The organism is Micromonospora costi (assembly GCF_003626655.1).
In the GTDB taxonomy this organism is placed as follows: domain Bacteria; phylum Actinomycetota; class Actinomycetes; order Mycobacteriales; family Micromonosporaceae; genus Micromonospora; species Micromonospora costi.
On the sequence record NZ_RBAN01000001.1, the window covers coordinates 1072410 to 1095389 of the forward strand.

Annotated in this window: 25 protein-coding genes; 7 read left to right on the plus strand and 18 right to left on the minus strand. The window is 73.8% G+C overall.

What is annotated here, in order from left to right; translation table 11 throughout:
* Nucleotides 1-14: 14 nt before the first annotated feature.
* The 7 genes from rlmN to D7193_RS04830 form a co-directional block, all read right to left on the minus strand.
* On the minus strand, nt 15-1166 hold the full coding sequence (gene rlmN, locus D7193_RS04800) for a dual-specificity RNA methyltransferase RlmN (RefSeq protein ID WP_120778112.1): 1152 nt from the start codon (nt 1164-1166) through the stop codon (nt 15-17).
* 100 nt (nt 1167-1266) lie between these two features.
* Entirely contained in the window at nt 1267-2799 is a 1533-nt protein-coding gene (locus tag D7193_RS34045; protein ID WP_241562814.1) for a phosphatidate cytidylyltransferase, read from the minus strand.
* Nucleotides 2800-3088: 289 nt separating this feature from the next.
* A complete protein-coding gene (gene frr, locus D7193_RS04810; protein ID WP_120778113.1) occupies nt 3089-3646 on the minus strand; it encodes a ribosome recycling factor in 558 nt (185 codons plus the stop codon).
* Nucleotides 3647-3725: 79 nt separating this feature from the next.
* Nucleotides 3726-4493 carry a UMP kinase gene (gene pyrH, locus D7193_RS04815; RefSeq protein ID WP_120778114.1) on the minus strand — a complete coding sequence of 256 codons (768 nt, stop codon included), beginning with the start codon at nt 4491-4493 and terminating at the stop codon, nt 3726-3728.
* Between the two features lie 161 nt (nt 4494-4654).
* On the minus strand, nt 4655-5482 hold the full coding sequence (gene tsf / locus D7193_RS04820) for a translation elongation factor Ts (protein WP_120778115.1): 828 nt from the start codon (nt 5480-5482) through the stop codon (nt 4655-4657).
* Nucleotides 5483-5617: 135 nt separating this feature from the next.
* Nucleotides 5618-6448, minus strand: a complete 831-nt coding sequence (rpsB, locus tag D7193_RS04825) for a 30S ribosomal protein S2 (RefSeq protein WP_120778116.1) — start codon at nt 6446-6448, stop codon at nt 5618-5620.
* 332 nt (nt 6449-6780) lie between these two features.
* A complete protein-coding gene (locus D7193_RS04830; RefSeq protein WP_241562815.1) occupies nt 6781-7932 on the minus strand; it encodes a hypothetical protein in 1152 nt (383 codons plus the stop codon).
* Nucleotides 7933-8165: 233 nt separating this feature from the next.
* Here D7193_RS04830 and D7193_RS04835 point away from each other — a divergent pair, with 233 nt between their 5' ends.
* From D7193_RS04835 to D7193_RS04855, 5 genes are all read left to right on the plus strand, one after another.
* Nucleotides 8166-8525 (plus strand): YraN family protein, encoded by a 360-nt coding sequence (locus D7193_RS04835; RefSeq protein ID WP_120778117.1) that lies wholly within the window; start codon nt 8166-8168, stop codon nt 8523-8525.
* A gap of 30 nt (nt 8526-8555) precedes the next feature.
* A complete protein-coding gene (locus D7193_RS04840; RefSeq protein WP_120778118.1) occupies nt 8556-10076 on the plus strand; it encodes a YifB family Mg chelatase-like AAA ATPase in 1521 nt (506 codons plus the stop codon).
* On the plus strand, nt 10073-11281 hold the full coding sequence (locus D7193_RS04845) for a DNA-processing protein DprA (RefSeq protein ID WP_120778119.1): 1209 nt from the start codon (nt 10073-10075) through the stop codon (nt 11279-11281). The genes D7193_RS04840 and D7193_RS04845 overlap by 4 nt, the downstream gene beginning before the upstream one ends.
* 171 nt (nt 11282-11452) lie before the next feature.
* Nucleotides 11453-12478, plus strand: coding sequence for a tyrosine recombinase XerC (locus D7193_RS04850; RefSeq protein WP_120778120.1), 1026 nt, complete (start codon nt 11453-11455; stop codon nt 12476-12478).
* A 44-nt stretch (nt 12479-12522) separates the two neighbouring features.
* Complete coding sequence (locus tag D7193_RS04855) at nt 12523-13704, plus strand: aminotransferase class V-fold PLP-dependent enzyme (RefSeq protein ID WP_120778121.1); 1182 nt, start codon at nt 12523-12525, stop codon at nt 13702-13704.
* 33 nt (nt 13705-13737) lie between these two features.
* Here D7193_RS04855 and D7193_RS04860 read toward each other — a convergent pair whose 3' ends face one another.
* Nucleotides 13738-14406, minus strand: coding sequence for a murein hydrolase activator EnvC family protein (locus D7193_RS04860; RefSeq protein ID WP_241562816.1), 669 nt, complete (start codon nt 14404-14406; stop codon nt 13738-13740).
* A gap of 207 nt (nt 14407-14613) precedes the next feature.
* On the opposite strand from D7193_RS04860, the gene D7193_RS04865 reads away from it, so the two are divergent.
* Nucleotides 14614-15276 carry a class I SAM-dependent methyltransferase gene (locus tag D7193_RS04865; protein ID WP_120778123.1) on the plus strand — a complete coding sequence of 221 codons (663 nt, stop codon included), beginning with the start codon at nt 14614-14616 and terminating at the stop codon, nt 15274-15276.
* Between the two features lie 186 nt (nt 15277-15462).
* Nucleotides 15463-16593 carry a sulfite oxidase gene (locus D7193_RS04870; protein WP_120778124.1) on the plus strand — a complete coding sequence of 377 codons (1131 nt, stop codon included), beginning with the start codon at nt 15463-15465 and terminating at the stop codon, nt 16591-16593.
* 190 nt (nt 16594-16783) lie between these two features.
* Here D7193_RS04870 and D7193_RS04875 read toward each other — a convergent pair whose 3' ends face one another.
* From D7193_RS04875 to rpsP, 10 genes are all read right to left on the minus strand, one after another.
* Nucleotides 16784-17107, minus strand: coding sequence for a DUF2469 domain-containing protein (locus D7193_RS04875; protein ID WP_007075222.1), 324 nt, complete (start codon nt 17105-17107; stop codon nt 16784-16786).
* Nucleotides 17104-18015: a ribonuclease HII gene (locus D7193_RS04880; protein WP_120778125.1), complete on the minus strand. Its 912-nt coding sequence runs from the start codon at nt 18013-18015 to the stop codon at nt 17104-17106. The genes D7193_RS04875 and D7193_RS04880 overlap by 4 nt, the downstream gene beginning before the upstream one ends.
* The gene (locus D7193_RS04885; protein WP_120778126.1) at nt 18009-18503 is read right to left on the minus strand and encodes an NUDIX hydrolase; all 495 of its coding nucleotides are present in this window, start codon (nt 18501-18503) and stop codon (nt 18009-18011) included. The genes D7193_RS04880 and D7193_RS04885 overlap by 7 nt, the downstream gene beginning before the upstream one ends.
* Nucleotides 18504-18553: 50 nt before the next feature.
* On the minus strand, nt 18554-19189 hold the full coding sequence (lepB, locus tag D7193_RS04890; protein ID WP_120778127.1) for a signal peptidase I: 636 nt from the start codon (nt 19187-19189) through the stop codon (nt 18554-18556).
* A 10-nt stretch (nt 19190-19199) separates the two neighbouring features.
* The gene (gene lepB, locus D7193_RS04895) at nt 19200-20072 is read right to left on the minus strand and encodes a signal peptidase I (RefSeq protein WP_120778128.1); all 873 of its coding nucleotides are present in this window, start codon (nt 20070-20072) and stop codon (nt 19200-19202) included.
* 184 nt (nt 20073-20256) lie between these two features.
* Nucleotides 20257-20616, minus strand: coding sequence for a 50S ribosomal protein L19 (gene rplS, locus D7193_RS04900; protein WP_120778129.1), 360 nt, complete (start codon nt 20614-20616; stop codon nt 20257-20259).
* 143 nt (nt 20617-20759) lie between these two features.
* Complete coding sequence (trmD, locus tag D7193_RS04905; protein WP_120778130.1) at nt 20760-21533, minus strand: tRNA (guanosine(37)-N1)-methyltransferase TrmD; 774 nt, start codon at nt 21531-21533, stop codon at nt 20760-20762.
* A gap of 20 nt (nt 21534-21553) precedes the next feature.
* Nucleotides 21554-22108, minus strand: coding sequence for a ribosome maturation factor RimM (gene rimM, locus D7193_RS04910; protein ID WP_174242590.1), 555 nt, complete (start codon nt 22106-22108; stop codon nt 21554-21556).
* 2 nt (nt 22109-22110) lie between these two features.
* Nucleotides 22111-22371 (minus strand): RNA-binding protein, encoded by a 261-nt coding sequence (locus tag D7193_RS04915; protein WP_174242547.1) that lies wholly within the window; start codon nt 22369-22371, stop codon nt 22111-22113.
* The gene (rpsP, locus tag D7193_RS04920; protein ID WP_120778132.1) at nt 22346-22795 is read right to left on the minus strand and encodes a 30S ribosomal protein S16; all 450 of its coding nucleotides are present in this window, start codon (nt 22793-22795) and stop codon (nt 22346-22348) included. Before rpsP ends, D7193_RS04915 begins: the two co-directional genes overlap by 26 nt.
* Between the last annotated feature and the right edge of the window lie 185 nt (nt 22796-22980).

A 22980-nucleotide genomic window follows, 5' to 3' on the forward strand; every position in this document is an offset into this window, starting at 1 on the left:
TTCGCCACGCCCGGTCACGCCGATGCCGCTGTGGCGGGGTCGATGTCCCTGTCCTCGGCGGCGGCGAGCTGCCCACACGCGCCGTCGATCTCGCGCCCCCGGGTGTCCCGCACCGTGGTGGACACCCCGGCCTCGCGCAAGCGCCGGACGAACTCCCGCTCGACCGGCTTCGGACTCGCGTCCCAGCGGCTGCCCGGCGTCGGGTTGAGCGGAATGAGGTTCACGTGGGCCAACTTGCCCGCCAGCAGCCGGCCGAGCAGATCGGCTCGCCACGGCTGGTCGTTCACGTTCTTGATCATTGCGTATTCGATCGACACACGGCGTCCCGTCCGGGCCGCGTAGTCCCACGCTGCGTCCAGCACCTCGGCTACCTTCCAGCGCTGGTTGACCGGCACCAGTTCGTCGCGCAGATCATCATCGGGGGCGTGCAACGACAGCGCAAGGGTCACCGAGAGGTCTTCGCTGGCCAGTCGGCGGATAGCCGGCACCAGGCCCACCGTGGAAACGGTGATGTGCCGCTGGGACAGGCCGAGCCCCTCCGGAGCCGGTGCGACCAGCCGGCGGATCGCCGCGACCACCCGGGCGTAGTTCGCCAGGGGCTCACCCATGCCCATGAAGACCACGTGGGACAGGCGGGCCGGCGACCCGGCCACCGCACCGGACGCGGCGACGCCGGCCAGGTAGACCGCCTGGTCGACGATCTCGGCCGTGGAGAGGTTGCGGGTCAGCCCCGCCTGGCCGGTGGCGCAGAACGGGCACGCCATGCCGCAGCCCGCCTGGCTGGAGATGCAGACGGTGACCCGGTCGGGGTAGCCCATCAGCACGCTCTCCACCAGCGAGCCGTCGTGCAGCCGCCAGAGCGCCTTGCGGGTGGCGCCGTCGTCGCAGGCCAGCTCCCGTACCGGGGTGAGCAGCGACGGCAGCAGCCGGTCGGCCAGCCGCGCCCGGGTGGCGGCCGGCAGGTCGGTCATCAGCTGCGGGTCGCGGACCAGCCGGCCGAAGTAGTGGGTGGAGATCTGCTTCGCGCGGAACGCCGGCTCGCCCAGCTCGGCGACCAGCGCCTGGCGCCCGGCCAGGTCGAGGTCGGCGAGGTGCTGCGGCGGCATGGCGGCCCGACGCGCCGCGGGGGCGCCGGACGTGGCGGGGATCAGGGGCAGGGTCGTCATGGCGGGTCCAGTCTGTCACGCCGAACGGCGAACGCACCTGCCCGGAGGTGCCGAACCGACCCCGGCCCTCCGGACGAGGTGGCGGCGCCCACGCGGGACGTCACCCGGTCACCGGCACGAAGACCGCCAGCAGCAGGTACGCGGTCGGCACCGCGAACAGGATCGAGTCGAGCCGGTCCATGAGGCCGCCGTGCCCGGGCAGCAGGTTGCTCATGTCCTTCACGCCGAGATCCCGCTTGATCATCGACTCGGCGAGGTCGCCGAGGACCGCGGCGCAGGACACGGCCAGCCCGAACAGCGCCCCCCACCAGGGGGCCACGTCGAACACCAGCCAGATCATGAGGGCGCTGCCGAGCGCCGCCGCGGTGACCGAGCCGGCGAAACCCTCCCAGGACTTCTTCGGGCTCACCGACGGGGCCATGGGGTGCTTGCCGAACGCCACGCCGGCCGCGTACCCGCCGGTGTCGGAGAGCACCACGGCGACCAGGGTGCTCAGGATCCGCCACGGGCCGTCGTCCGGCGCCGCCGCGAGCAACGCGGCGAAGCCGCCCAGGAACGGCACGTAGACCGCGATCAGCGTGGCGGCGGTCAGGTCGCGTTGGTAGCCGCCGGGCCCGTCGCCCAGCCGCCAGATCATGGTGCCGAGCACGGTGACCAGCAGGCCGAGGCTCAGCGCGTCCGGGCCGGCGAACCAGGCCAGCCCCACGGTGAGGGCGCCACCCGCGACGAGCGGCACCAGCGGCGGGTGGGCCCCGCTGCGCCGGACCGCCCGGGCCAGTTCCCAGACCCCCACGCCCACCGCGGCGACGATGACCGCGAGGAACGCCGGGGTGTAGACGAAGAGCGTCAGCAGGATGACGGCACCCAGACCGAGCCCGACGCCGATGGCGGCCGGCAGGTTGCGCCCGGCGCGGCTCGGCTGCGTGGGCGGCCGGTCGGCGGTGGCCCGCCGCTTGCCCCGCGGCCGTCGGCCCGGGGGCCGCTCCGGCTCGGGCTCACCGGCGGGGTCGGGGCCGACCTCGACCCGCACGGGCTCCAGCTGCGCGGTCGGGTATCCGGAGTCGTCGTCGTACCGGCCCGGGCCGGTGGCCGGCGGGCCTTCGTACCGCGCCGGCGGGCGCTCGTCGGGGTGACGGTCCCGGCGCTCGTCCGGGTGGCGCTCGTACCGCTCCGGGTGGCGGTCCTCGTACCGCTCCGGGCGTTGCTCGTCGTACCGCTCCGGGTAGGCGGCCGGGCCGCGACGGTCGTCGCCGCGGCGGTCGGGGCGGTCGTGCTCGCGGTACGGGTCGGGCCGGCGCCCGCGGTGCGGGGCCTCGTCGTGGTACGGGTCGGGCCGGCGCCCGCGGTGCGGGCCCCGATCGGGAGGCGCGCCGCGGTCCGGGTAGGGGCCGGCCGGGTACCGCCCGCCCTCGTCGTAGCGGTCCGGCGGATAGGGCCCACCCCGGTCGGTGTACGGGTCGGCCTGCGGGTGGGAACGGGTGCGCGGCTCCGCGTACAGCTCGGGGCCGGGGTCCGGGTGTCGCGTCCACGGCCCCGGGTCGATCTCGGCCTCCGGCCACGGCAGCGACGCCGGCCGGTCCGGCCGGTCCCAGCCGCGCGGCTCAGCGCCGCCGTAGGGGTCGAGGTGGGACATCACGCACCGCGAAGCGGCACGAGTACCACCACATGACGCAGAACCACAAGCAACCCCTGTACGCGCGACTGTTCCTCCGGATTGACCGGCCTGACTGCCGGTCGATCCCCGACGTTCACCGCCCGGTGGCCGGGAATCCTGCCGAGCCTACTGCACCCTGCGCCCCGGCACGGCGGACGAGCCGCCCGCCGGGCGTCCGCGACCACCGGATTCCCGGCCGTACGCACGGCGTGAGGCCCGCCCCGGCCGGGACGGGCCTCACGTCACGGTGGCGGCCCGGGACGGGCGCTCAGACCTCGAGCAGCTCCGTCTCCTTGTGCTTGACCAGCTCGTCGACGTTCGCCACGAAGCGCTGGGTGAGGTCGTCCAGCTCCTTCTCGGCCCGGCGGACCTCGTCCTCCCCGGCCTCGCCGTCCTTGACGATCCGGTCCAGCTCCTCCTTGCCCCGGCGGCGGATGTTGCGGATGGCCACCTTGGCCTCCTCACCCTTGTGCCGGGCCACCTTGATCATGTCGCGGCGGCGCTCCTCGGTCATCTGGGGGAGCAGGATGCGCAGCTGGTTGCCCTCGTTGTTCGGGTTCACGCCGAGGTCCGAATCGCGGATCGCCTTCTCCATGGCGTTGATCTGCGAGTTGTCGTACGGCTTGATGATGGCCATCCGCGGCTCGGGGATCGCGACGGACGCCATCTGGGTCAGCGGGGTGGGCGTGCCGTAGTAGTCGATGATGACCTTGGAGAACATGGCCGGGTTGGCACGGCCGGTCCGGATCGCGCCGAACTCCTCCTTGGCGTGCTCGACCGCACGCTCCATCTTCTCCTCGGCCTCGAGGAGGGTGTCGTCGATCACCGGTCTCCTCGCCTCCTTCTGTGCTCGTCGTGGGCTCTGCTGTGTGTCGGAGGACCGCTGCCGTCGCCGTGGCGACCGCTCAGGCGGTGATCAGGGTGCCGATCTTGTCGCCACCGACGGCGCGGACGATCGTGTCCTCCCCCTGCGCGCCGAATACCAGCATCGGCAGGCCGTTCTCCATGCAGAGGCTGAACGCCGCCGCGTCCGCCACCCGCAGGTTGCGGCGCAGCACCTCGGAGAAGGTGATCGAGTCGAACTTGCTGGCGGTGGGGTCGATCCGCGGGTCGGCGCTGTAGACGCCGTCGACGCCGTTCTTGCTCATGAGCACCACGTCGGCGTGGATCTCCAGTGCCCGCTGCGCGGCCACCGTGTCCGTGGAGAAGTACGGCATGCCGGCGCCCGCGCCGAAGATGACCACGCGGCCCTTCTCCAGGTGCCGGATTGCGCGCAGCGGGATGTACGGCTCGGCGACCTGGGCCATGGTGATGGCGCTCTGCACCCGGGTCTCGATCCCCTCCTTCTCCAGGAAGTCCTGGAGGGCGAGGCAGTTCATGACGGTGCCGAGCATGCCCATGTAGTCGGCGCGGGCCCGGTCCATGCCGCGCTTCTGCAGCTCCGCGCCGCGGAAGAAGTTGCCGCCGCCGACGACCACCGACACCTGCACGCCGCGGCGGACCACGGTGGCGATCTGTCGGGCGATGGCCTGGACGACGTCCGGGTCGACACCGATCGCGCCGCCGCCGAAGACCTCGCCCGAGAGCTTGAGCACCACCCGGCGAGCCCGGCCGGGCGGCGGGGCGGTGGGGTCGTCCATCGCCAGCGTCCGGTCACTCACAACCTGCGTCATCCGCCCCGCCCTTTCCCACGTCGACGCCCCGTGCGCCGCGTACCGCCAACCTGCCGCTGCCGACCCTATGGGACGAGGAGGCCGCGGTGCCTGTCACGTACACCGGCGACCTCCTCGTCGACGTTCCTGCCTGACGGGCGCCGTGGGCGCCCGGTGGCGGCTCAGGCCTGGCCGACCTCGAACCGCACGAAGCGGGTGACCTCGATGCCGGCCTCGGCCAGCACCTGCTTCACCGACTTCTTGTTGTCGGTGACCGACGCCTGCTCCAGGAGGACGTAGTCCTTGAAGAAGGAGTTGACCCGACCCTCGACGATCTTCGGCAGGGCCGCCTCGGGCTTGTTCTCCTCGCGGGCGGTCTGCTCGGCGATGCGCCGCTCGGACTCGACGACGTCGGCCGGCACCTCGTCACGGGTCAGGTACTGCGGCCGCATCGCGGCGATCTGCATGGCGACACCACGGGCGTCGGCGTCGCCGGCCTCGTCGCTCTTGCCGGCGTACTGCACGAGCACGCCGACCGCCGGGGGCAGGTCCTGGGCCTTGCGGTGCAGGTAGACGGCGGTGGTGCCGTCGAGCTTGGCGAACCGGTTGAGGACCAGCTTCTCGCCGATCTTGGCGGACTGCTCCTGGATGAGGTCGGCCACGCTCTTGCCGTCCAGCTCGCTGGCGAGCAGTTCCTCGGCGTTGTTGACGCCGGTGCGCGCGCCGTGCTCGACGAGCTGCTGGGCCAGCGCGATGAACGACTCGGTCTTTGCCACGAAGTCGGTCTCGCAGTTGAGCTCGAGCAGCGCCTGGCCGGAGTGCGCGATCAGGCCGTTGGCCGCGGTGCGGCCGGCCCGCTTGCCGACGTCCTTCGCGCCCTTGACGCGCAGGATCTCGACGGCCTTGTCGAAGTCGCCCTCGGCCTCGGTCAGCGCCTTCTTGCTGTCCATCATGCCGGCGCCGGTGAGGTCGCGGAGCTTCTTGACGTCCGCGGCGGTGAATTGGGACATGGCTCTCTCTTCGATGTTGAGGCGGCGTGTGGATGGTCAGAGGTGCCGGTTACCCGGATCCGGGCCCGATGTGCCCGCCCGGGCCGCCGCTGTCCGCCGTCCGGCAAAACGGACGGCGGGGCAGCGACGGTACGGTCACTCGGCGGTGGCGGCCGCCGGCTGCTCCTGCTCGTCGGCCTTCTTCGGCTCCTCAAGCAGCTCGCGCTCCCACTCGGCCAGCGGCTCGTCGGAGGCGACACCCGCCTCGGGCTTCTCCTCGCCGCCACGGCGGCGGCCGGAGCGGGCGATCAGACCGTCCGCCACGGCGGCGGCGACGACCTTGGTCAGCAGCTCGGCGGACCGGATCGCGTCGTCGTTGCCCGGGATCGGGAAGTCGACCTCGTCCGGGTCGCAGTTGGTGTCGAGCACCGCGATCACCGGGATGCCCAGCTTGCGGGCCTCGTCGACGGCGATGTGCTCCTTCTTGGTGTCGACCACCCAGATCGCGGCCGGGAGCTTCTGCATGTCCCGCAGACCACCGAGGGTGCGGGACAGCTTGTCCTTCTCGCGGGAGAGCTGCAGGGTCTCCTTCTTGGTGTAGCCGGCGGCGGTGCCGCTCAGGTCACCGAGGGCCTCCAGCTCCTTCATCCGCTGCAGCCGCTTGTACACGGTCTGGAAGTTGGTCAGCATGCCACCGAGCCAGCGGTGGTTCACGTACGGCTGGCCGACCCGGGTCGCCTGCTCGGAGATCGCCTCCTGGGCCTGCTTCTTGGTGCCGACGAAGAGGATGCTGCCGCCCTCGGCCACGGTGTTGCGCACGAAGTCGTACGCCTTCTCGATGTAGTCGAGGGTCTGGCGCAGGTCGATGATGTAGATACCGTTGCGCTCGGTGAAGATGAAACGCTTCATCTTCGGGTTCCAGCGCCGGGTCTGGTGCCCGAAGTGGACACCGCTCTCCAGCAGCTGACGCATGGTCACGACGGCCATGGTGGGTACTCCCTACGATCCCTGGTTGTCACGCCCGGCCGGCGGCCGGGCGTCCTGGTGCCCGGTCGCCGGCCATGGTGGGCCCGAACAAGATCGGGACCAGGGAGGCCGTCGCCCCACGACCAACCGTGGAGAGGGCACGCGAGGTCGACCGCGCGAGGCGGTCGCCAGTCGACCAGTGTACGCCCCTCCCCCGCTGCGCAGCCCCCGGGGACGCGGCGGGCCGGTCCCCCTCGCGGCCCGCGTGATCGACTCGCCTTCCGTGACGTCGGGGCGTCCCCGAGGCGACAGCCCGACGTCAACGATCTCGAGTCGATCACCCCGAACCAGGCTCAGCCTGCCGCGAGCGCGGCGGCCAGGAAGAGCGCCAGGGCGACGGTCAGGTAGGCCGTCGGCGGGCGCAGCCAGCCGCGACTCCCCTCGGCCAGGGACAATCCACCGGTACGGAGCCCGTACAGCCCGATCGCGAAGATCGGCAGCCCGGCCACCAGGAACGTCCCGCTCACGACGTTTGTGGCGGAGACCGGGTCCCCGGTCACGCCCGCTGCGAGCAGCCGGAGCGCGGGGACCTCGAAGACCAGCACCAGCACCGCGAAGAAGACCGCGAGGACCGGCCGTCGCGTCCGGTACACGCCGTCCCCGCCGGCCCGGGCCGGATCGGGCGCGCCACCGTACGCCGGCAGGCCCGGTGGCGGCTCCGCACGGGGGCCGACCGGCGGCATCGGCCCGGTCGGCATCTCCAGCGGGTGCGGCGGTTCGGCCGGCCGGGTCGCCTCGACGACGGGGTATCCGGACAGCGGCGCGGGGCGGGCCGGATCCCCCACGCCGCCGGAGACGCCCGCGCCGGCGGACGGCTCCCGGTGCGCGGCCGCGCCCGGATGGGTGGGCGTGCCCGGATGCGCGGTCGTGCCCGGGGTGGTGGGCGCGCCCGACGCCGCTCCGGGGCCCGAGCTGCCTGCGGCGAGGGGATCTCCACCGATGACCGCGCCGCCCGGAGTCAGCGGGGTGCTCGAAGCCGGGACGGCGCTCGGAGCGAACGGGGCGCCCGGAGTCGGCGGGGCGGGGTCGACCGGGCCGGGTTCGCGGAGGGCGAGCGGGTCGGGGCCGGCGAGGTCGTCACGCGCGGCCCGGCGGCCGACCCGCTCGACGGTCAGTTCGCCGGAGTCCTCCAGCGGGTCCGCTTCCGCCCGACGTGCGCGCGTCGGGCGGTAACCGGTCGACTCGGACCGGTCGTCCGCGGGCGCGCCCAGCGCCCCGAACCGTCCCGGGTCGTCCTCCGCGCCGCCGAACCGTCCCGGCTCGCGGTGCGGGTGCGTGTCGTACCGGGTCTCCTCCGTGGCGCCGCGCTGCTCCGGGGCGCGGAACTCGTCGTCGCGGTAGCGCGCCTCGTCCGTGCCCCGCCACTCCGGCTCGTAGCCGCGTCCGCGCTCACCGGTGTACCAGCGCGGGTCCTGTTCGTCGGGGAAGCTCCGTCGTCCGTCCACGCCGGCACGGTATGCGACGGGCCCGTCCGACGTCATCTCGCCCGCCTCCAACCCGCTGACCTGCGGGTGGCCGGTGGTTCGCGGATCGCGTGACGGCGCTCGATGGCGTTTATCGGGCGGTCCGCATACCACGCGGGAAGCATGATCGTGCGGTCGTCCACAGACCGGGCGTTGTCCACAGCCGGGCCGCGACGGGGTCGCCCCGACCTGGCGGCCCGGGGCACCGTGCCGGCATGACGAACCGGAACCAGGCGGTCGGCGCGTACGGCGAGCGGTGCGCCGTCCGGCACCTCATCGAGACGGGACTGCGACCGGTCGCGCGCAACTGGCGCTGCGCGACCGGCGAGATCGACGTGATCGCCTGGGACGGGCCGGTGCTCGCCTTCTGCGAGGTGAAGACCCGTCGGGGTGGCGAGTTCGGCAGTCCCGCCGAGGCCGTCGTACCGGCCAAGGCGCGGCGGCTGCGCGTCCTCGCGGCCCGCTGGCTGGCGGAGACCGGCACCACGGCCGAGGAGATCCGGTTCGACGTGCTCTCCGTCCGGCTGCCCGCCGCCGGCCCGGCCCGGGTCGAGCACCTGAAGGGCGCGTTCTGACATGCGGGGCGCCCGCGCCGGCGGTGCCCGATGAGCTACGCGAAGGTGCTCTGCGTCGGGCTGGTGGGGATGACCGGGCACCTGGTGGAGGTGGAGGCCGACCTGGCCGCGGGGCTACCGGCCGTGGTGATCTCCGGCCTGCCCGACACGGCCCTGCACGAGGCCCGGGACCGGGTCCGGGCCGCCGTGGTCAACTCGGGCCAGCGCTGGCCGAACCGCCGGATCACCCTCAACCTGCTGCCGGCCACCCTGCCGAAGTTCGGCTCGGCGTTCGACCTGGCCATCGCGGTGGCCCTGCTGGGCGGCTCGGGCGAGCTGCCGCTTGTGCCGCTGGAACGGGTGGTGATCCTCGGCGAGCTCGGCCTCGACGGCACGGTCCGCCCGGTACGCGGCGTACTGCCGATGGTCGCCGCCGCCGCCCGGGCCGGGATCGAGCGGGTCATCGTGCCGGTCGGCAACGCCGCGGAGGCGGCCGTGATCCCCGGAATGCGGGTCCGGGCCGTCGACACGCTGCACCGGCTGGTCACCTTCGTCCGCGACGGGACGCCGCTGATCGAGCCGCCCGCGGCCGAGCCGCCACCACCGGCCGATGGGCCGGACCTCGCCGACGTGGCCGGTCAGCCCCTCGGCCGGCGCGCCCTGGAGGTCGCCGCCGCCGGCGGGCACCACCTCGCGCTGCTCGGGCCGCCGGGCGCCGGCAAGACCATGCTCGCCGAGCGTCTGCCGTCGATCCTGCCCGAGCTGGACGACGACGCCGCCCTGGAGGTCACGGCGCTGCACTCCATCGCGGGGCTGCTCCCGTCCGGAGGCCGGTTGCTGCGCCGCCCGCCCTTCCAGGCGCCGCACCACACCGCGACGGTGGCGTCCCTGGTGGGCGGGGGCTCCGGGCTGGCCCGGCCGGGCGCGGTGTCGTTGGCGCACCGCGGTGTGCTCTTCCTCGACGAGGCCCCGGAGTTCGGCAAGGGCGCCCTGGAGGCGCTGCGCCAGCCGCTGGAGCACGGGCGGGTCCAGCTGGCCCGCAGCCGGGGTGGCACCGAGTACCCGGCCCGGACCCAGCTGGTGCTCGCGGCCAATCCCTGCCCGTGCGCGAAACCAGCCGGCGACGCGTACTGCGAGTGCAGCCCGCTGGCCCGGCGGCGCTACCTCGGCCGGCTCTCCGGGCCGCTGCTGGACCGGATCGACGTACAGGTGAGGCTGCCGCCGGTCCGGGCCGCCGAGCTGATGGCCGGCGACGGCGGCGGCGAGTCGTCGGCGGTCGTGGCCCGGCGGGTGGCGGCGGCCCGTGAGGCGGCTGCGACGCGATGGGCGGGCCTGGGTCACCGGGTGAACGCCGAGGTCGCCGGGCCACACCTGCGGCGGCCGCCGTGGCGGCTGCCCGCGCGGGACACGACGGAGCTGCGGGGCCGCCTCGACTCCGGGTCGATCTCCGCGCGGGGCTTCGACCGGATCATCCGGCTGGCCTGGACCATCGCCGACCTGGACGGCCGGGCGCGGCCGAGCCGGGAGGACGTGCTGGAGGCCATCCAACTACGGACGGGGGACGCGGCATGAGCACCCAGGAGGAGCGGACGCTCGCACGGATCGCCCTGACGTGGCTCGCCGAGCCGGGCACCCGGTCGGTGTACCGGTTGGCGGCCCGACTCGGCCCCGTGGCGGCGCTGGAGCTGCTGCTCGACGGCGGGGCGCCGGACGAGAAGCTGCGGGCCACGGTCGCCGCGCGGGTCGCCGACGGCGACGCGCGGGCCGTCGCGGCCGAGGCGGTGGCGCGCACCGAGCGGCTCGGGGCGAGGATCGTGACCCCGGAGGACGAGGAGTGGCCCGCGCGCCTGGCGGACCTGAAGGGACTCCGCCTCCTCGACGCGTTCCGCCGGGTGGACACCGAGACCGATCCGCCGCTCTGCTTCTGGGTCCGGGGCGGGTGGCCACTGGGCGAGGCGCTGGAGCGGTCCGTGGCCGTCGTCGGCGCCCGGGCCGCGACCGGCTACGGCACGCACGTCGCCACCGAGATGGGGTACGCCCTGGCCGACCGGGACTGGACGGTCGTGTCGGGGGGCGCGTTCGGCATCGACGCCGCCGCGCACCGTGGCGCGCTCAACGCCGGCGGTCTCACCGTCGCCGTCCTCGCGTGTGGTGTGGACCGGCCCTACCCGATGGGCAACACCGCACTCTTCGACCGGATCGCCGACACCGGCCTGCTGGTCAGCGAGTGGCCTCCGGGCGCCGACCCGTTGCGTCCACGGTTCCTCATCCGCAACCGGGTCATCGCGGCCGGCACGCTCGGCACGGTCGTGGTCGAGGCGTCGGCCCGCAGCGGCGCCACGCAGACCGCGCACCGCGCCCTCGCCATCGGTCGCCCGGCCATGGCGGTGCCGGGGCCGGTCACCTCGGCGATGTCGGTCGGCACCCACGAGCTGCTGCGGGAGCACCCGAAGGCCCGCCTCGTGACCGGGGTGCCGCACGTGCTGGAGGAGGTCGGCCGCATCGGGGCGGACCTCGCGCCGCCGGCACGCGGCCCGGACCGGCCGACCGACGCGCTCGACGACGACGCGCGGTCGGTGCTGGAGGCGATGCCACGCCGCGGCACGGTGGGCGTGGAGCGGTTGGCGTCCCGCGCCGGCGTGGACATCCGGACGGCGCTGCGCAAGCTGTCGCTGCTGGAGGAGCTGGCGCTGGTGGCCCGCCGCGACGACGGCTACGCCCTGGCTCCTGCGCCCCGTCCGGCAGCGCGCCGGCCCGGCACGCCGGCGTCACCGTGAGCGGGCGTCACGCAAGCCCCGGCGACGACCGTCGGTCGTGGTCGCCGCCGGAGCCTCCGCGGATCGGGAGAACCCCGCCGCACGGCGGCGGCCCGTAGCCTGGACCCGTACCCGTGAGCCGTCCGACCACGACGGTCACCGGTACCGGTGGAGGCTGTCGATGGAGGTGGGATGACCGCGAAGGGCCGTGGCACCCGAGCCGCCCACGAGGCGCTGCCGGAGGCGATGCGGGAGGCCATCGACGCCTTCGCGGGGCACCTGTCCGGGGTACGGAACCGCTCCGCACACACCATCCGGGCGTACGTGGCCGACGTGGTCTCCCTGTTCACCCACGCGACCCGGATGGGATGCACCCGTCCGGCCGACCTGGACCTCACGGTGCTCCGGAGTTGGCTGGCGCGGCAGCGGACCACGGGTGCGGCGCGGGCCACCCTGACCCGCCGGGCCGCGTCGGCGCGCACCTTCAGCGCCTGGGCGCACCGCTCGGGGCTGCTCACCACCGACGTGGCCGCCCCGCTGACCAGTCCCCGAGCCCACCGCGAGCTGCCCACCGTCCTCCGCCCCGAGCAGGCCGCCACGCTGGTCGAGTTGGCCGGCGCTTCCAGTGGCCCAACCGCAACCGCCCGGACCGGCGCCGCAGCGTCGGACGCCCCGCCCGTCGAAGCTGCCGTGGTGTCGACGACCGAGGGTGACCCGGTCCGCCAGCGGGACCGGGCGCTGCTGGAACTGCTCTACGCCACGGGGGTGCGGGTCAGCGAGGCCTGCGGGCTGGACCTGTCGGACGTCGACCAGGCGCGCCGGGTGGTACGGGTGTTCGGCAAGGGCGGCCGGGAGCGGACGGTGCCGTACGGGGTGCCCGCGCAGCGCGCGCTGGACGACTGGCTGCGCCACGGTCGGCCCGCCCTGGCCACGCCGCGCTCCGGCGAGGCGCTGCTCGTCGGTGCCCGGGGCGGGCGGCTCAACCCGACCACCGCGCGGCAGATCGTCGGCGCCCACGCCGAGGCCGCGGGCCTGCCCCGGATCAGTCCGCACGGGCTGCGTCACTCGGCGGCCACCCATCTGCTGGAGGGTGGCGCGGACCTGCGCGCGGTGCAGGAGCTGCTGGGCCACTCCTCGCTGGCCAGCACACAGATCTACACGCACGTCTCGGTGGAGCGGCTGCGTGCCGCGTACCGGCAGGCCCATCCCCGCGCCTGACCCGAACCGGCCGATGATGATCGACGGACGGTTACGATCATCGGGTGAGCGTCCCGCAGCCACCGGAGCCGATTCCGGGCGCCCGCCTGCTCTTCTCGCTGGATCCGGCGGTCAGCCACCTCAACCACGGCTCGTTCGGGGCGGTGCCCATCGGTGTGCAGCGGGCCCAGCAGCGGCTGCGCGACGAGATGGAATCCAACCCGCTGCGCTTCTTCACGCAGGGGCTCGTCGACCGGATCGCCCACACCCGCCGGCACCTGGCGACCTTCCTCGGTGCGGACCCGGAGGGCACCGCGCTGGTCGGCAACACCACCACCGGTGTCGCGGTGGTGCTCCAGTCGCTGGGTCTACGTCCCGGTGACGAGATCCTGAGCACCGACCACGAGTACGGCGCCGTGACCCTGTCGATCCAGCGGGAGTGCCGCCGTACGGGGGCGGAGAGCCGGGTGGCGGCGATCCCGCTGGCGGCCACCGACGCGGAGATCGTCGACGCCGTACGGGCCGCTCTGCGCCCCGGCCGCACCCGGCTGCTCGTCGTCGACCAGCTCACCTCCGCCACCGCGCGGCTCTTCCCGGTCGCCGCCATCGTCGGGGTGGCGCGCGAACACGGTGTGCCCGTCCTGGTCGACGCCGCGCACGTGCCGGGGATGCTGTCGGCCACGGTGGCGAGCGTCGGCGCCGACTTCTGGGTGGGCAACCTGCACAAGTGGGGGTACGCGCCACGTGGCACCGCCGCGCTGGTGGTGGCACCGCAGTGGCGGGACCGGATCGAGCCGCTGGTGGTCTCCTGGGAACAGGAGGCCGGCTTCCCGGCACGCCTCGAATGGCAGGCGACCCTCGACTACACCTCCTGGCTGGCCGCACCGGCGGGGCTGTTCACCCTGCGCAGCCTCGGCGTCGACCGGGTACGCGCGCACAATGCGGCGCTGGCCGCGTACGCCCAGAGGGTGGTGGGAGACGCGCTCGGGGTGGCGCCGGCCCGCCTGCCGGACCCCGGCGGACCCGAGGTCGCCATGCGGATCATCCCGCTGCCGCGCGGCCTGGCCACGACGATCGAGGCGGCGCGGGAGTTGCAGCAACGGATCGCCGAGCGTCTGGCCGCCGAGGTGGCGGTGATGTCCTGGAACGGCGAGGGGTGGCTGCGGCTCTGCGGGCAGGTCTACAACTCGCCGGACGAGTACGAGCGGCTCGCCGTGCGGCTGCCTCCGCTGCTCGCCCAGCGCTGAGGACCGATCGCGGGAGACGATTCGCCGGCCTGCCTAGCTGACGGCGAGCGGACCGCGGCCCCCTGCGGCGCGCAGTCGAGCCGGCGGCACCGGCCCGGCCACCGGGAACAACCGGACCCGGCCGAGCCCGAGCAGCGTGAGCGGGTCGAGGTACTCCTCGCCGCGCCGCAGTCCCCAGTGCAGGCACGCCGTGTCCGGGCAGCCGGGGTGCGCGGGCAGCAGGGCACCCAGCGGCGCTCCGGCGGAGACCGACGCGCCTCCGGTGACCGACGGCTGGACCGGTTCGTACGTGGTCCGCATCCCGTCCGCGTGCCCGACGGTGACCACCGGCCGCCCGGCCACCATGCCGGCGAAGAGCACGGTGCCGGGCCCGGCGGCGCGCACCGGTGCTCCCGGGACGGCGGCCAGGTCGACGCCCCGGTGACCGGCGAGCCAGGGCTGGGGTGGCGGGTCGAAGCGGCGGACCAGCCGGGGCGGACCGTCGACCGGCCAGCGAAACACACCCGCGCCGACCGAGGGGTCGGCCGCCCGGGAGCGCGACTGTACGGGCGGCCCGGGACGGCCCTCGACCCGCCGGAACACACCCGCGAGGGCCACCGGGTCGGCTGCCCGGGAGCGCGCCTGGGCCGGCGTCGGCGGCGCCTCGCCTCTGGAGGCGGCTGGCGCCGGGTCGTGGCCGTCGACGGGCGGTGACGTGGCCACGAGTACCGCTACCACGAGCGGCGCGGCGACGCGGCGCGGGAGCCGACGTCGCCGAGGGGCAACGGGACGGGCGGGACCTGGTCGCATGGGTGCAGCCTGCCCCGGACAGGCGCCGCCGCGCGCTCCCCTGTGGACAACCAGGTGCGCTGTGGATGGTCACCCGCTTGCGCTGTCGATCTGCTATGCGCGGCCGCCTACGCTGGCCCGATGACGCCGGACTGGTACGCCTGGCACGACGACTACGACCGGGCCGGATCGTCGCTGGCCCGCCGGCTGGCCGAGGTACAGCGGCACGTCCGCGACGCCCTCGACCGGGCCCCGGCCGGCCCGCTGCGCGCCATCAGCCTCTGCGCGGGTCAGGGGCGGGACCTGATCCCGGTGCTCGCCAATCACCCGCGACGCGACGACGTGACGGCCCGCCTCGTCGAGCTGGATCCCCGCAACGCCGGGATCGCGACCGCGGCGGCCCGGGATGCCGGGCTGACCGGGGTGCACGTGGTGGTGGGCGACGCCGCCCGGACGGACACGTACGCCGACCTCGCCCCGGCCGACCTCGTGCTCGTGTGCGGTGTGTTCGGCAACGTGTCGGACGCGGACATCCACATGACGGTCCGGCACTGTGCCGCGCTGTGCGCGACCGGCGGCACCGTCGTCTGGACCCGGCACCGGCGAGCGCCCGACCTGGTCCCCACGATCTGCCGCTGGTTCGAGGAGGAGGGGTTTACCGCGGTGGCGGTGACAGCTCCCGCCGATCGGGTCGGCGTGGGCGTGCACCGGTTCCTCGGCCCATCCCGTCCGCTCGCCGCCGGGGTGCGGATGTTCGAGTTCGTCGTTCCGGACGGGGAAGATCGCGCTCGATCCCGGATGTAGTGGCATCCGGCGTGCGGGAAGGCCACTACATCCTGGAACGAGCGCGATCATGCCGGGCCCGCACCGCACCCGAGCCCAGCCGCACCCGAGGCCCCCACCCGAGCCGGACCGGGGGCGGCCGGGCGGGCGGCCCTAAGCTGACGTCGGGCACGGTGGAGCCGCCGCCGTGGGGACGGGGAGACCAGCATGACGACCGTCGACGACCTGAACGTGCCGGCCGTGACCGAGGTCAGCGGGCCCTCGCGGCTCGCCGAGCCGGACGAGGGCATCACCACCGAGGAGTTGCAGCTCGCCGCGCGCAACCACGGCATCCCGCTGGAGGCGCTGCGTTACGACGTGACTCCGGCCGGCCTGCACTACCTGCTGATCCACTACGACATCCCGGACCTGGACGCGCAGACGCACACGCTGACCATCGACGGCGCGGTGGAGCGGTCGCTGACGGTGAGCCTGGCGGAGCTTCGCGAGCGCCCCCGGGTGACCCGGCGGGTGACCCTCGAATGCGCCGGCAACGGTCGCGCCCTGCTGCACCCGCGTGCCGTGAGTCAGCCCTGGCTCGTGGAGGCGGTGGGCAACGCGGAGTGGACGGGAACGCCGCTGGCGCCGCTGCTGCGCGAAGCGGGCATCGCCCCGGAGGCGGTCGACGTGGTCTTCACCGGCGCCGACCACGGTGTCGAGCGCGGCGTCGAGCAGGACTTCCAGCGGGCGCTGCCGGTGGCGGACGCGCTGCGTGAGGAGGTGCTGCTGGCGTACGAGATGAACGGCGCTCCCCTGCTGCCGCAGCACGGCGCCCCGCTGCGGCTGATCGTGCCCGGCTGGTACGGCATGGCCCACGTCAAGTGGCTCCGCTCGATCAGCGTGCTCACCGAGACGTTCCAGGGGTACCAGAACGCGTCGGCGTACCGGCTGCGGCAGAACGCCGACGACCCGGGCGTACCGGTGACCCGGATCGAGCCGCGCGCCCTGGTGCGGCCGCCGGGCTTCCCCGACTTCATGTCCCGCACCCGGGTGGTCCGGCCCGGGCCGTGCACCGTGGACGGTCGCGCCTGGTCCGGTCACGCCCCGATCGTGGCGGTCGAGGTGACCACCGACGGCGGTGCGACGTGGGCACCGGCCACTCTGGACGAGCCGACGGGCGGCGACTTCGCCTGGCGGCGCTGGCACTACGAGTGGACGGCGCAGCCGGGCCGCCACGTCCTCGGCGCCCGGGCGACCGACGCCTCGGGGCGCACCCAGCCGGTCGAGCAGCCCTGGAACCGGGGCGGCTTCGCCAACAACCTGGTCCAGCGCGTCGAGGTGGCGGTCATCCCGGAGTAACCGCCGGGCCGCGACCAGACCCGCCCGTTGATCATGAAGTTATTGCCCCGACACGCCGTGTCGGCCGGCAATAACTTCATGATCAACGGCGCCGAGGGAGACCGAGGCCCGGGGGACCGAGGGGGCGCGCGGCGGTGGTGGGGGCGCCGGCGCGCGCGATGGGCCGGCGGCGGACCGGTACGCGGACCGGTCAGCCGCCGAAGCCGGAGTCGGCCGGCAGGGAGATGTCCGGCTTCTCGAGTTCCTCGACGTTGACGTCCTTGAAGGTCATCACCCGGACGTTCTTGACGAACCGGGCAGGACGGTACATGTCCCACACCCAGGCGTCGTGCATCTCGACCTCGAAGTAGACCTCGCCGTCGGAGTTGCGCACGTGCAGGTCGACCTGGTTCGCCAGGTAGAACCGGCGCTCGGTCTCCACCACGTAGGAGAACTGGCGGACAATGTCGCGGTACTCCCGGTAGAGCTGCAGCTCCATCTCGGTCTCGTACTTCTCGAGATCTTCCGCGCTCATCGCTCTCCGCCTTCCATGACCACATCTTCCCCCACCGGCGCCGGCGGCCGAGGCCGCTCGCTCAACGCCACGCCGACGGTACTCCCTGGGGCGCAAGAGCGCTCCATCGGCTCGTCCGGCCCCGCCTCGAACAGCGCCTCGGCGGCCGGCTCGAACATTGCCTCGGACCCCGCTTCGAACAGCGCCTCGGGGCCTGGCTCGGCGGCGGCCGTGTGCCGGCCGGCCAGGACCGGCCGGCGGGACCGTGGCGGCTGGTCGTCCCGGCCCGACACGCTCGCGACGTTCACGTACGAGAAGCGGTGCTCCCGGCACGGCCCGTGCTCCCGCAGCGCGGCCGTGTGCTCGGGCGTGATGTAGCCCTTGTGCTCCGCGAAGCCGTACGCGGGGAACGTCCCGTCCAGCTCCACCATGATCCGGTCCCGGGTCACCTTGGCGAGCACGCTGGCCGCCGCCACGCAGGCGGCCACCCGGTCGCCCTTCCAGACCGCGAGACCGGGCACGTCGAGGCCGTCCACGCCGAATCCGTCGGTCAGCACGTACTCGGGACGGGTGGCGAGCGAGGCCAGCGCCCGGCGCATCGCGGCCAGGTTGCACACGTGCAGCCCGCGGGCGTCGACCTCCTCCGCCGGGATGACCACCACGGCGTACGCCAGGGCCCGCGCGACGACCTCGTCGTAGATCCGCTCGCGGCTGGCCGGGGTCAGCAGTTTGGAGTCCGCGAGACCGTCGATCTCACCGCGGCGACCCTCGGGCAGGATCGCGGCGGCCGCGACCAGGGGCCCGGCGCAGGCGCCCCGGCCCGCCTCGTCGGCGCCGGCCACGTGCCGGAAGCCGCGTCGCTGCAACGCGCGCTCCAGCGCGTACAGCCCGGCCTCCCGGCGCACGACGGTGCGCGGCGGGGTCAGCACGAAGCACCACCCTCCCCCGCGTCGGATTCGTCGGCCGCCCGCAGGACCCGGGACAGCAGCCCCGGTAGGTCGGCCGGGTAGTAGCGCTCGGCGCTGGCCGCCAGGTCGGCCGGCGACCACCAGCGGTGTCCGGTCGTGGTGGCCTGCTCGATGGCGTTGAAGCCCGCCGTGTCCACCTCCCAGGACGGCACCCGGACCAGGAAGAACTCCTGTTCCTGGCGGTACCACACGCCGTCGAACGGGAACTCGATCGTGTCGCGCCAGACCGGCTCGCCCAGCTCAACGGGGGACAGCCGCAGCCCCGTCTCCTCGGCCAGTTCGCGGGCCGCGCCCTCGGCCGGGGACTCGCCCGGGTCGAGGCCGCCGCCGGGCGTGAACCAGTACCGGTGCTCGGGGCGTGCCGGGTCGAACCCGGCGAAGAGCAGCACCCGGCCGTCCGCGTCGACCAGCAGCACGCGCGCCGCACGCCGAGGGGTGTAGACGGTCACCGCACCAGCCTGCCAGACGGGCCGCCGATCGCCCACGCCCGCCCGGGTAGCTACGAGTTCGGGATGCCGTCGTACTGCTTCGGGACGCTCAACCAGGTGGCCCGGCTCACCGGCCAGAAGATGGTGAACGCGCGGCCCACGACCTCGTCCTCGGCGATGGTCGCGGACGTGATGTCCTGCCCGGACTGCTGCCAGTGCTCCAGCGAGTCGCCCGACGCCGAACGGTGGTCACCCATCACCCACAGCCGACCCTCCGGCACGGTGATGTCGAACTCCTGGTCGGCCGGGCGGTCCCGCTCCCCGTCGAGCGAGAAGATGTACGGCTCGTCCAGCGACTTACCGTTGATCACGAGACGGTCCTGCGCGTCGCAGCAGACCACGTGGTCGCCGCCGACACCGATCACTCGCTTGATGAAGTCCTCGCCGTCAGGGTTGCCGCTCCACTCGGTCGGCGCCTTGAAGACGATGATCTCGCCGCGGTGGGGTGACCGGAAGTCGTAGACCAGTTTGTTGACCAGCACCCGATCGTCGATCTTGAGGGTGTTTTCCATGGACGGGGAGGGGATGAAGAACGTCTGCAGGACGAAGGCGCGCACCAGCACCGCGACCAGGATCGCCACACCCAGCAGGATCGGCAACTCCTTCCAGAAGGAGCTACGCGGTTTGTCGGTCTGCTCGTCAATCACGCCAAGGAGCCTACGTTGCCCGGCTGGACGCCACCGTCCGGAACGCGCGAGAACGGGTCAGCGCGGCCGCGAGCGGGAGGACGAGCAGCGCGCCACCCTCCGGAGTGGGCCGTGGCGGCGCCGGCCCGGCCGGTGCCGCGGCGACCGGCCCGGCCACGCTGTCGAACGTCTTCGGCACGGGAAGCGAACTCCACCGTGAGGACGGCCAGACCACGAGGAACGCCCGGCCGACCACGTTGTCGATGGGCACCGGCCCCTGGCAGCGGGCGTCCTGGGAGACCAGTCGGTGGTCGCCCATCACGAAGATCTGGCCGGGCGGGACCACCACCTCGTCGAAGCGGCGCGACCGGCACTCGTTGGGGCTGGGCGGGATGTCCACCGGGGAGTCCCGGATGACGTACGTCTCGTCGAGCGGCGTGCCGTTCACGGTGACGCGGCCCTGCGCGTCGCAGCACCTCACCCGGTCACCGGGAACGCCGATCACCCGCTTGATGAAGTCCTTCTCGCCGGGGCGGCTCACCCCGACCAGGTCACCCACGGTGCGGCCGAGCTTGCCGAGGAACCCGGGCGCCGGTTCGTCGGCCACCTGCGGCGCCCACCGGTCGGTGCCCCGGAACACCACCACCTCGCCGCGTGCCGGGTCGCGTACGTCGTAGACGACCTTGTTGACCAGCACGCGGTCGCCGACGAGGAGCGTGTCCTCCATCGAGCCGGACGGGATGAAGAAGGCCTGGAGCAGGAAGGTGCGGATCAGCACCGCGAGGCAGAAGGCGACGACCAGCAGCAGCGGGAGTTCCTGCCAGAGCGGCATCTGCCGGCGGGTGCGGCGGACGCGCCGGCGCCACGGGTCGACGGTGCCGTCCTCGTCAAGCGACTGCGCCACGCCACTCCCCGATCCCCAGAAACGACACCACCGCCCGGGAGCCTCGGCGAGGCCCCACGGGCGGCAGTGGACGGCTGTTCTCCGCGACGACGCGGAACCGACACCTCGCTGCGCCCGCGCCGACCAGCGTAGTGCGGTGCGGCCGACGCGACACGGGTGCAGCTCAGGCGTGGCGGGCGGGACGTCAGCTCGCGGGCTGCTTCTCCCGCTTCTCCTTGATCTTGGCCTTCTTGCCGCGCAGCTCGCGCAGGTAGTAGAGCTTGGCCCGGCGGACGTCACCGCGGGTCACGACCTCGATCCGGTCGATCGCGGGGCTGTTGAGCGGGTAGGTCCGCTCGACACCGACACCGAAGCTGATCTTGCGGACCGAGAAGGTCTCGCGCAGCCCGTCACCCTGGCGGCGGATGACCACGCCCTGGAAGATCTGGACACGGGACCGGTTACCCTCGACGACCCGCGCGTGCACCTTCACGGTGTCACCGGCACGGAAGTCGGGGAGGTCGACCCGCTTCGACTGGGCGTCAAGGGCGTCCAGGATGTTCATCGCTGCGTCCTCGTGAGGCTCACGGCGCACCGTCAGTCGGTGCGCGAATGGGTGATTCTGATCCCCGGGTGGTGGTCGGTCGACCCGACCCCGGTCGAGGATCCTCGCAGCCGCCCGCGGCGCGGCCGACTGCGGCAACCCCCCTACTTTGCCACATCCCCCGGTGGCATCTGAAATCCGGCCCGGTCGAGCGCGGTGATGTCCCGTTTGTCCAGGCTTCCCGGGTCGAGCGCCTCCAGCAGGTCCGGGCGGCGTACGGCGGTGCGCACCAGCCCCTCCTCCCGCCGCCAGCGGGCGATCCGCCCGTGGTCGCCGGAGCGCAGCACCTCGGGCACCTCGTGCCCCCGCCAGCTCGGCGGCTTGGTGTAGACCGGCGCCTCCAGCAGCCCGTGGGCGTGCGACTCCTCGTCCAGGGAGCCGGCGTTGCCGAGCACCCCGGGCAGCAGCCGGGTGACCGCCTCCAGGATCACCAGCACCGCGACCTCGCCGCCGAAGAGCACGTAGTCGCCGAGGGAGACCTCGGTGACCGGCATCCGGGTCGCGGCGTGGTCGAGCACCCGCTGGTCGATGCCCTCGTACCGGCCGCAGGCGAAGAGGAGGTGCGGCTCGGCGGCCAGCTCGTACGCCATGGCCTGGGTGAACGGCGCGCCGGCCGGCGAGGGGACGAGCAGGCGGGGCGGCGTCAGCTCCGCCGGCGAGAGGGCGTCCAGCGCCTCACCCCACGGCTCGGGCCGCATCACCATGCCGGGGCCGCCGCCGTACGGGGTGTCGTCCACGGTGCGGTGCACGTCGTGCGTCCAGGTCCGCAGATCGTGTACGGCCAGCCGCAGCGTGCCGTTGGCCCGGGCCTTGCCGATGAGCGACAGGTCCAGCGGGGCGAAGTACTCCGGGAAGATCGAAACGATGTCGACGCGCATGACGGGGGCGCTCCGGGTGGCTACAGGTCGAGCAGGCCGCCGGGCGGGTCGACGACGACGCGACCGCCGGCGAGGTCGACCTCGGGGACGATCGCCCGGACGAACGGGATGAGCGCCGTCTTCCCCTCGGGGCGGCGCAGGACCAGCAGGTCGGAGGCGGGGGCATGGTCGATCCGGGCCACCTCGCCCAGCCGCTCGCCGGTCGGCGTGACCACGCTGAGCCCCACGAGCTGGTGGTCGTGAAACTCCTCCGGGTCCTCCGGCGGCGCGACGTCGGCGCTGTCCACGCCGAGGAGCGTGCCGCGCAGCGCCTCGGCGACGTCGCGGTCCAGGACGCCCTCGAACGCGACGAGCAGCCGGCCCTGGTGCCAGCGGGCCGACTCGACGGTCAACGCCTCGGGCACCCGGTAGACGGCACCGGGCGCGACCGCGGGCTGCGGCGGCGGAACCGCCCCCGGCTCGGTGCGCAGCACCGACCCGGGGGCGAACCGCGCTTCCGGTTCGTCGGTCCGCACCTCCACGGTGACCTCACCGCGGATGCCGTGCGGCTTGCCGATCCTGCCGACGATGAGCAGCATCAGTACGAGTCGACGATGTCGACGCGCACGCCACGCCCGCCGATGGAACCGATCACCTGGCGCAGCGCCTTGGCCGTGCGGCCGGACCGCCCGATCACGGTGCCGAGGTCCTCGGGGTGCACGCGGACCTCGAGCCGCTTGCCCCGGCGGGAGTCGACCAGCCGGACGCGTACGTCATCCGGGTGGTCGACGATGCCCTTGACCAGGTGTTCCAGGGCGGGACGCAGTGCCACGTCAGGCCTGCTCGCCGGAGTCCGCACCGGCCTGCTCCTCGGTCTGGGCCGGCGCCTCGGCGGCCTTGGCCGCCTTCTTCGCCGGCTTCGCCTCGGCCTCGCCGCCCAGCCCGGCCGCGGCCTTCGCCTCGGCCTCGTAGGCCGCCGTGCGGTCGGCCCGCTCTGGGGCGACCTTCAGCGGCGGCGGGGCCGGCAGGCCCTTGAACTTCTGCCAGTCACCGGTCAGCTCCAGCAGCCGCTGCACCGCCTCGCTCGGCTGGGCGCCGACGGACAGCCAGTACTGGACCCGGTCCGACTTGACCTCGATCACCGAAGGGTCTTCCTTCGGCTGGTAGATCCCGACGAACTCGATCGCCCGGCCGTCGCGCTTGGTGCGCGAGTCGGCGACGACGATGCGGTACTGCGGGTTGCGGATCTTGCCCATCCGCAGAAGCCGGATCTTTACGGCCACAGTTGTTTCGCTCCTGTTGCGATCTCACCAGCCCGTACGGGCGGTGTGCACGGGTGAGCGCCGACCGGCACAGTGGGGATGGGCCGGAGACTGCTCGGTGGACTGGCGACGCGCCCGGGTTAGAGGGCGCCGGACGCGCGCCGGATACCAGCGACCCATTCTGCCAGATCCGGCCGCGAACCCTC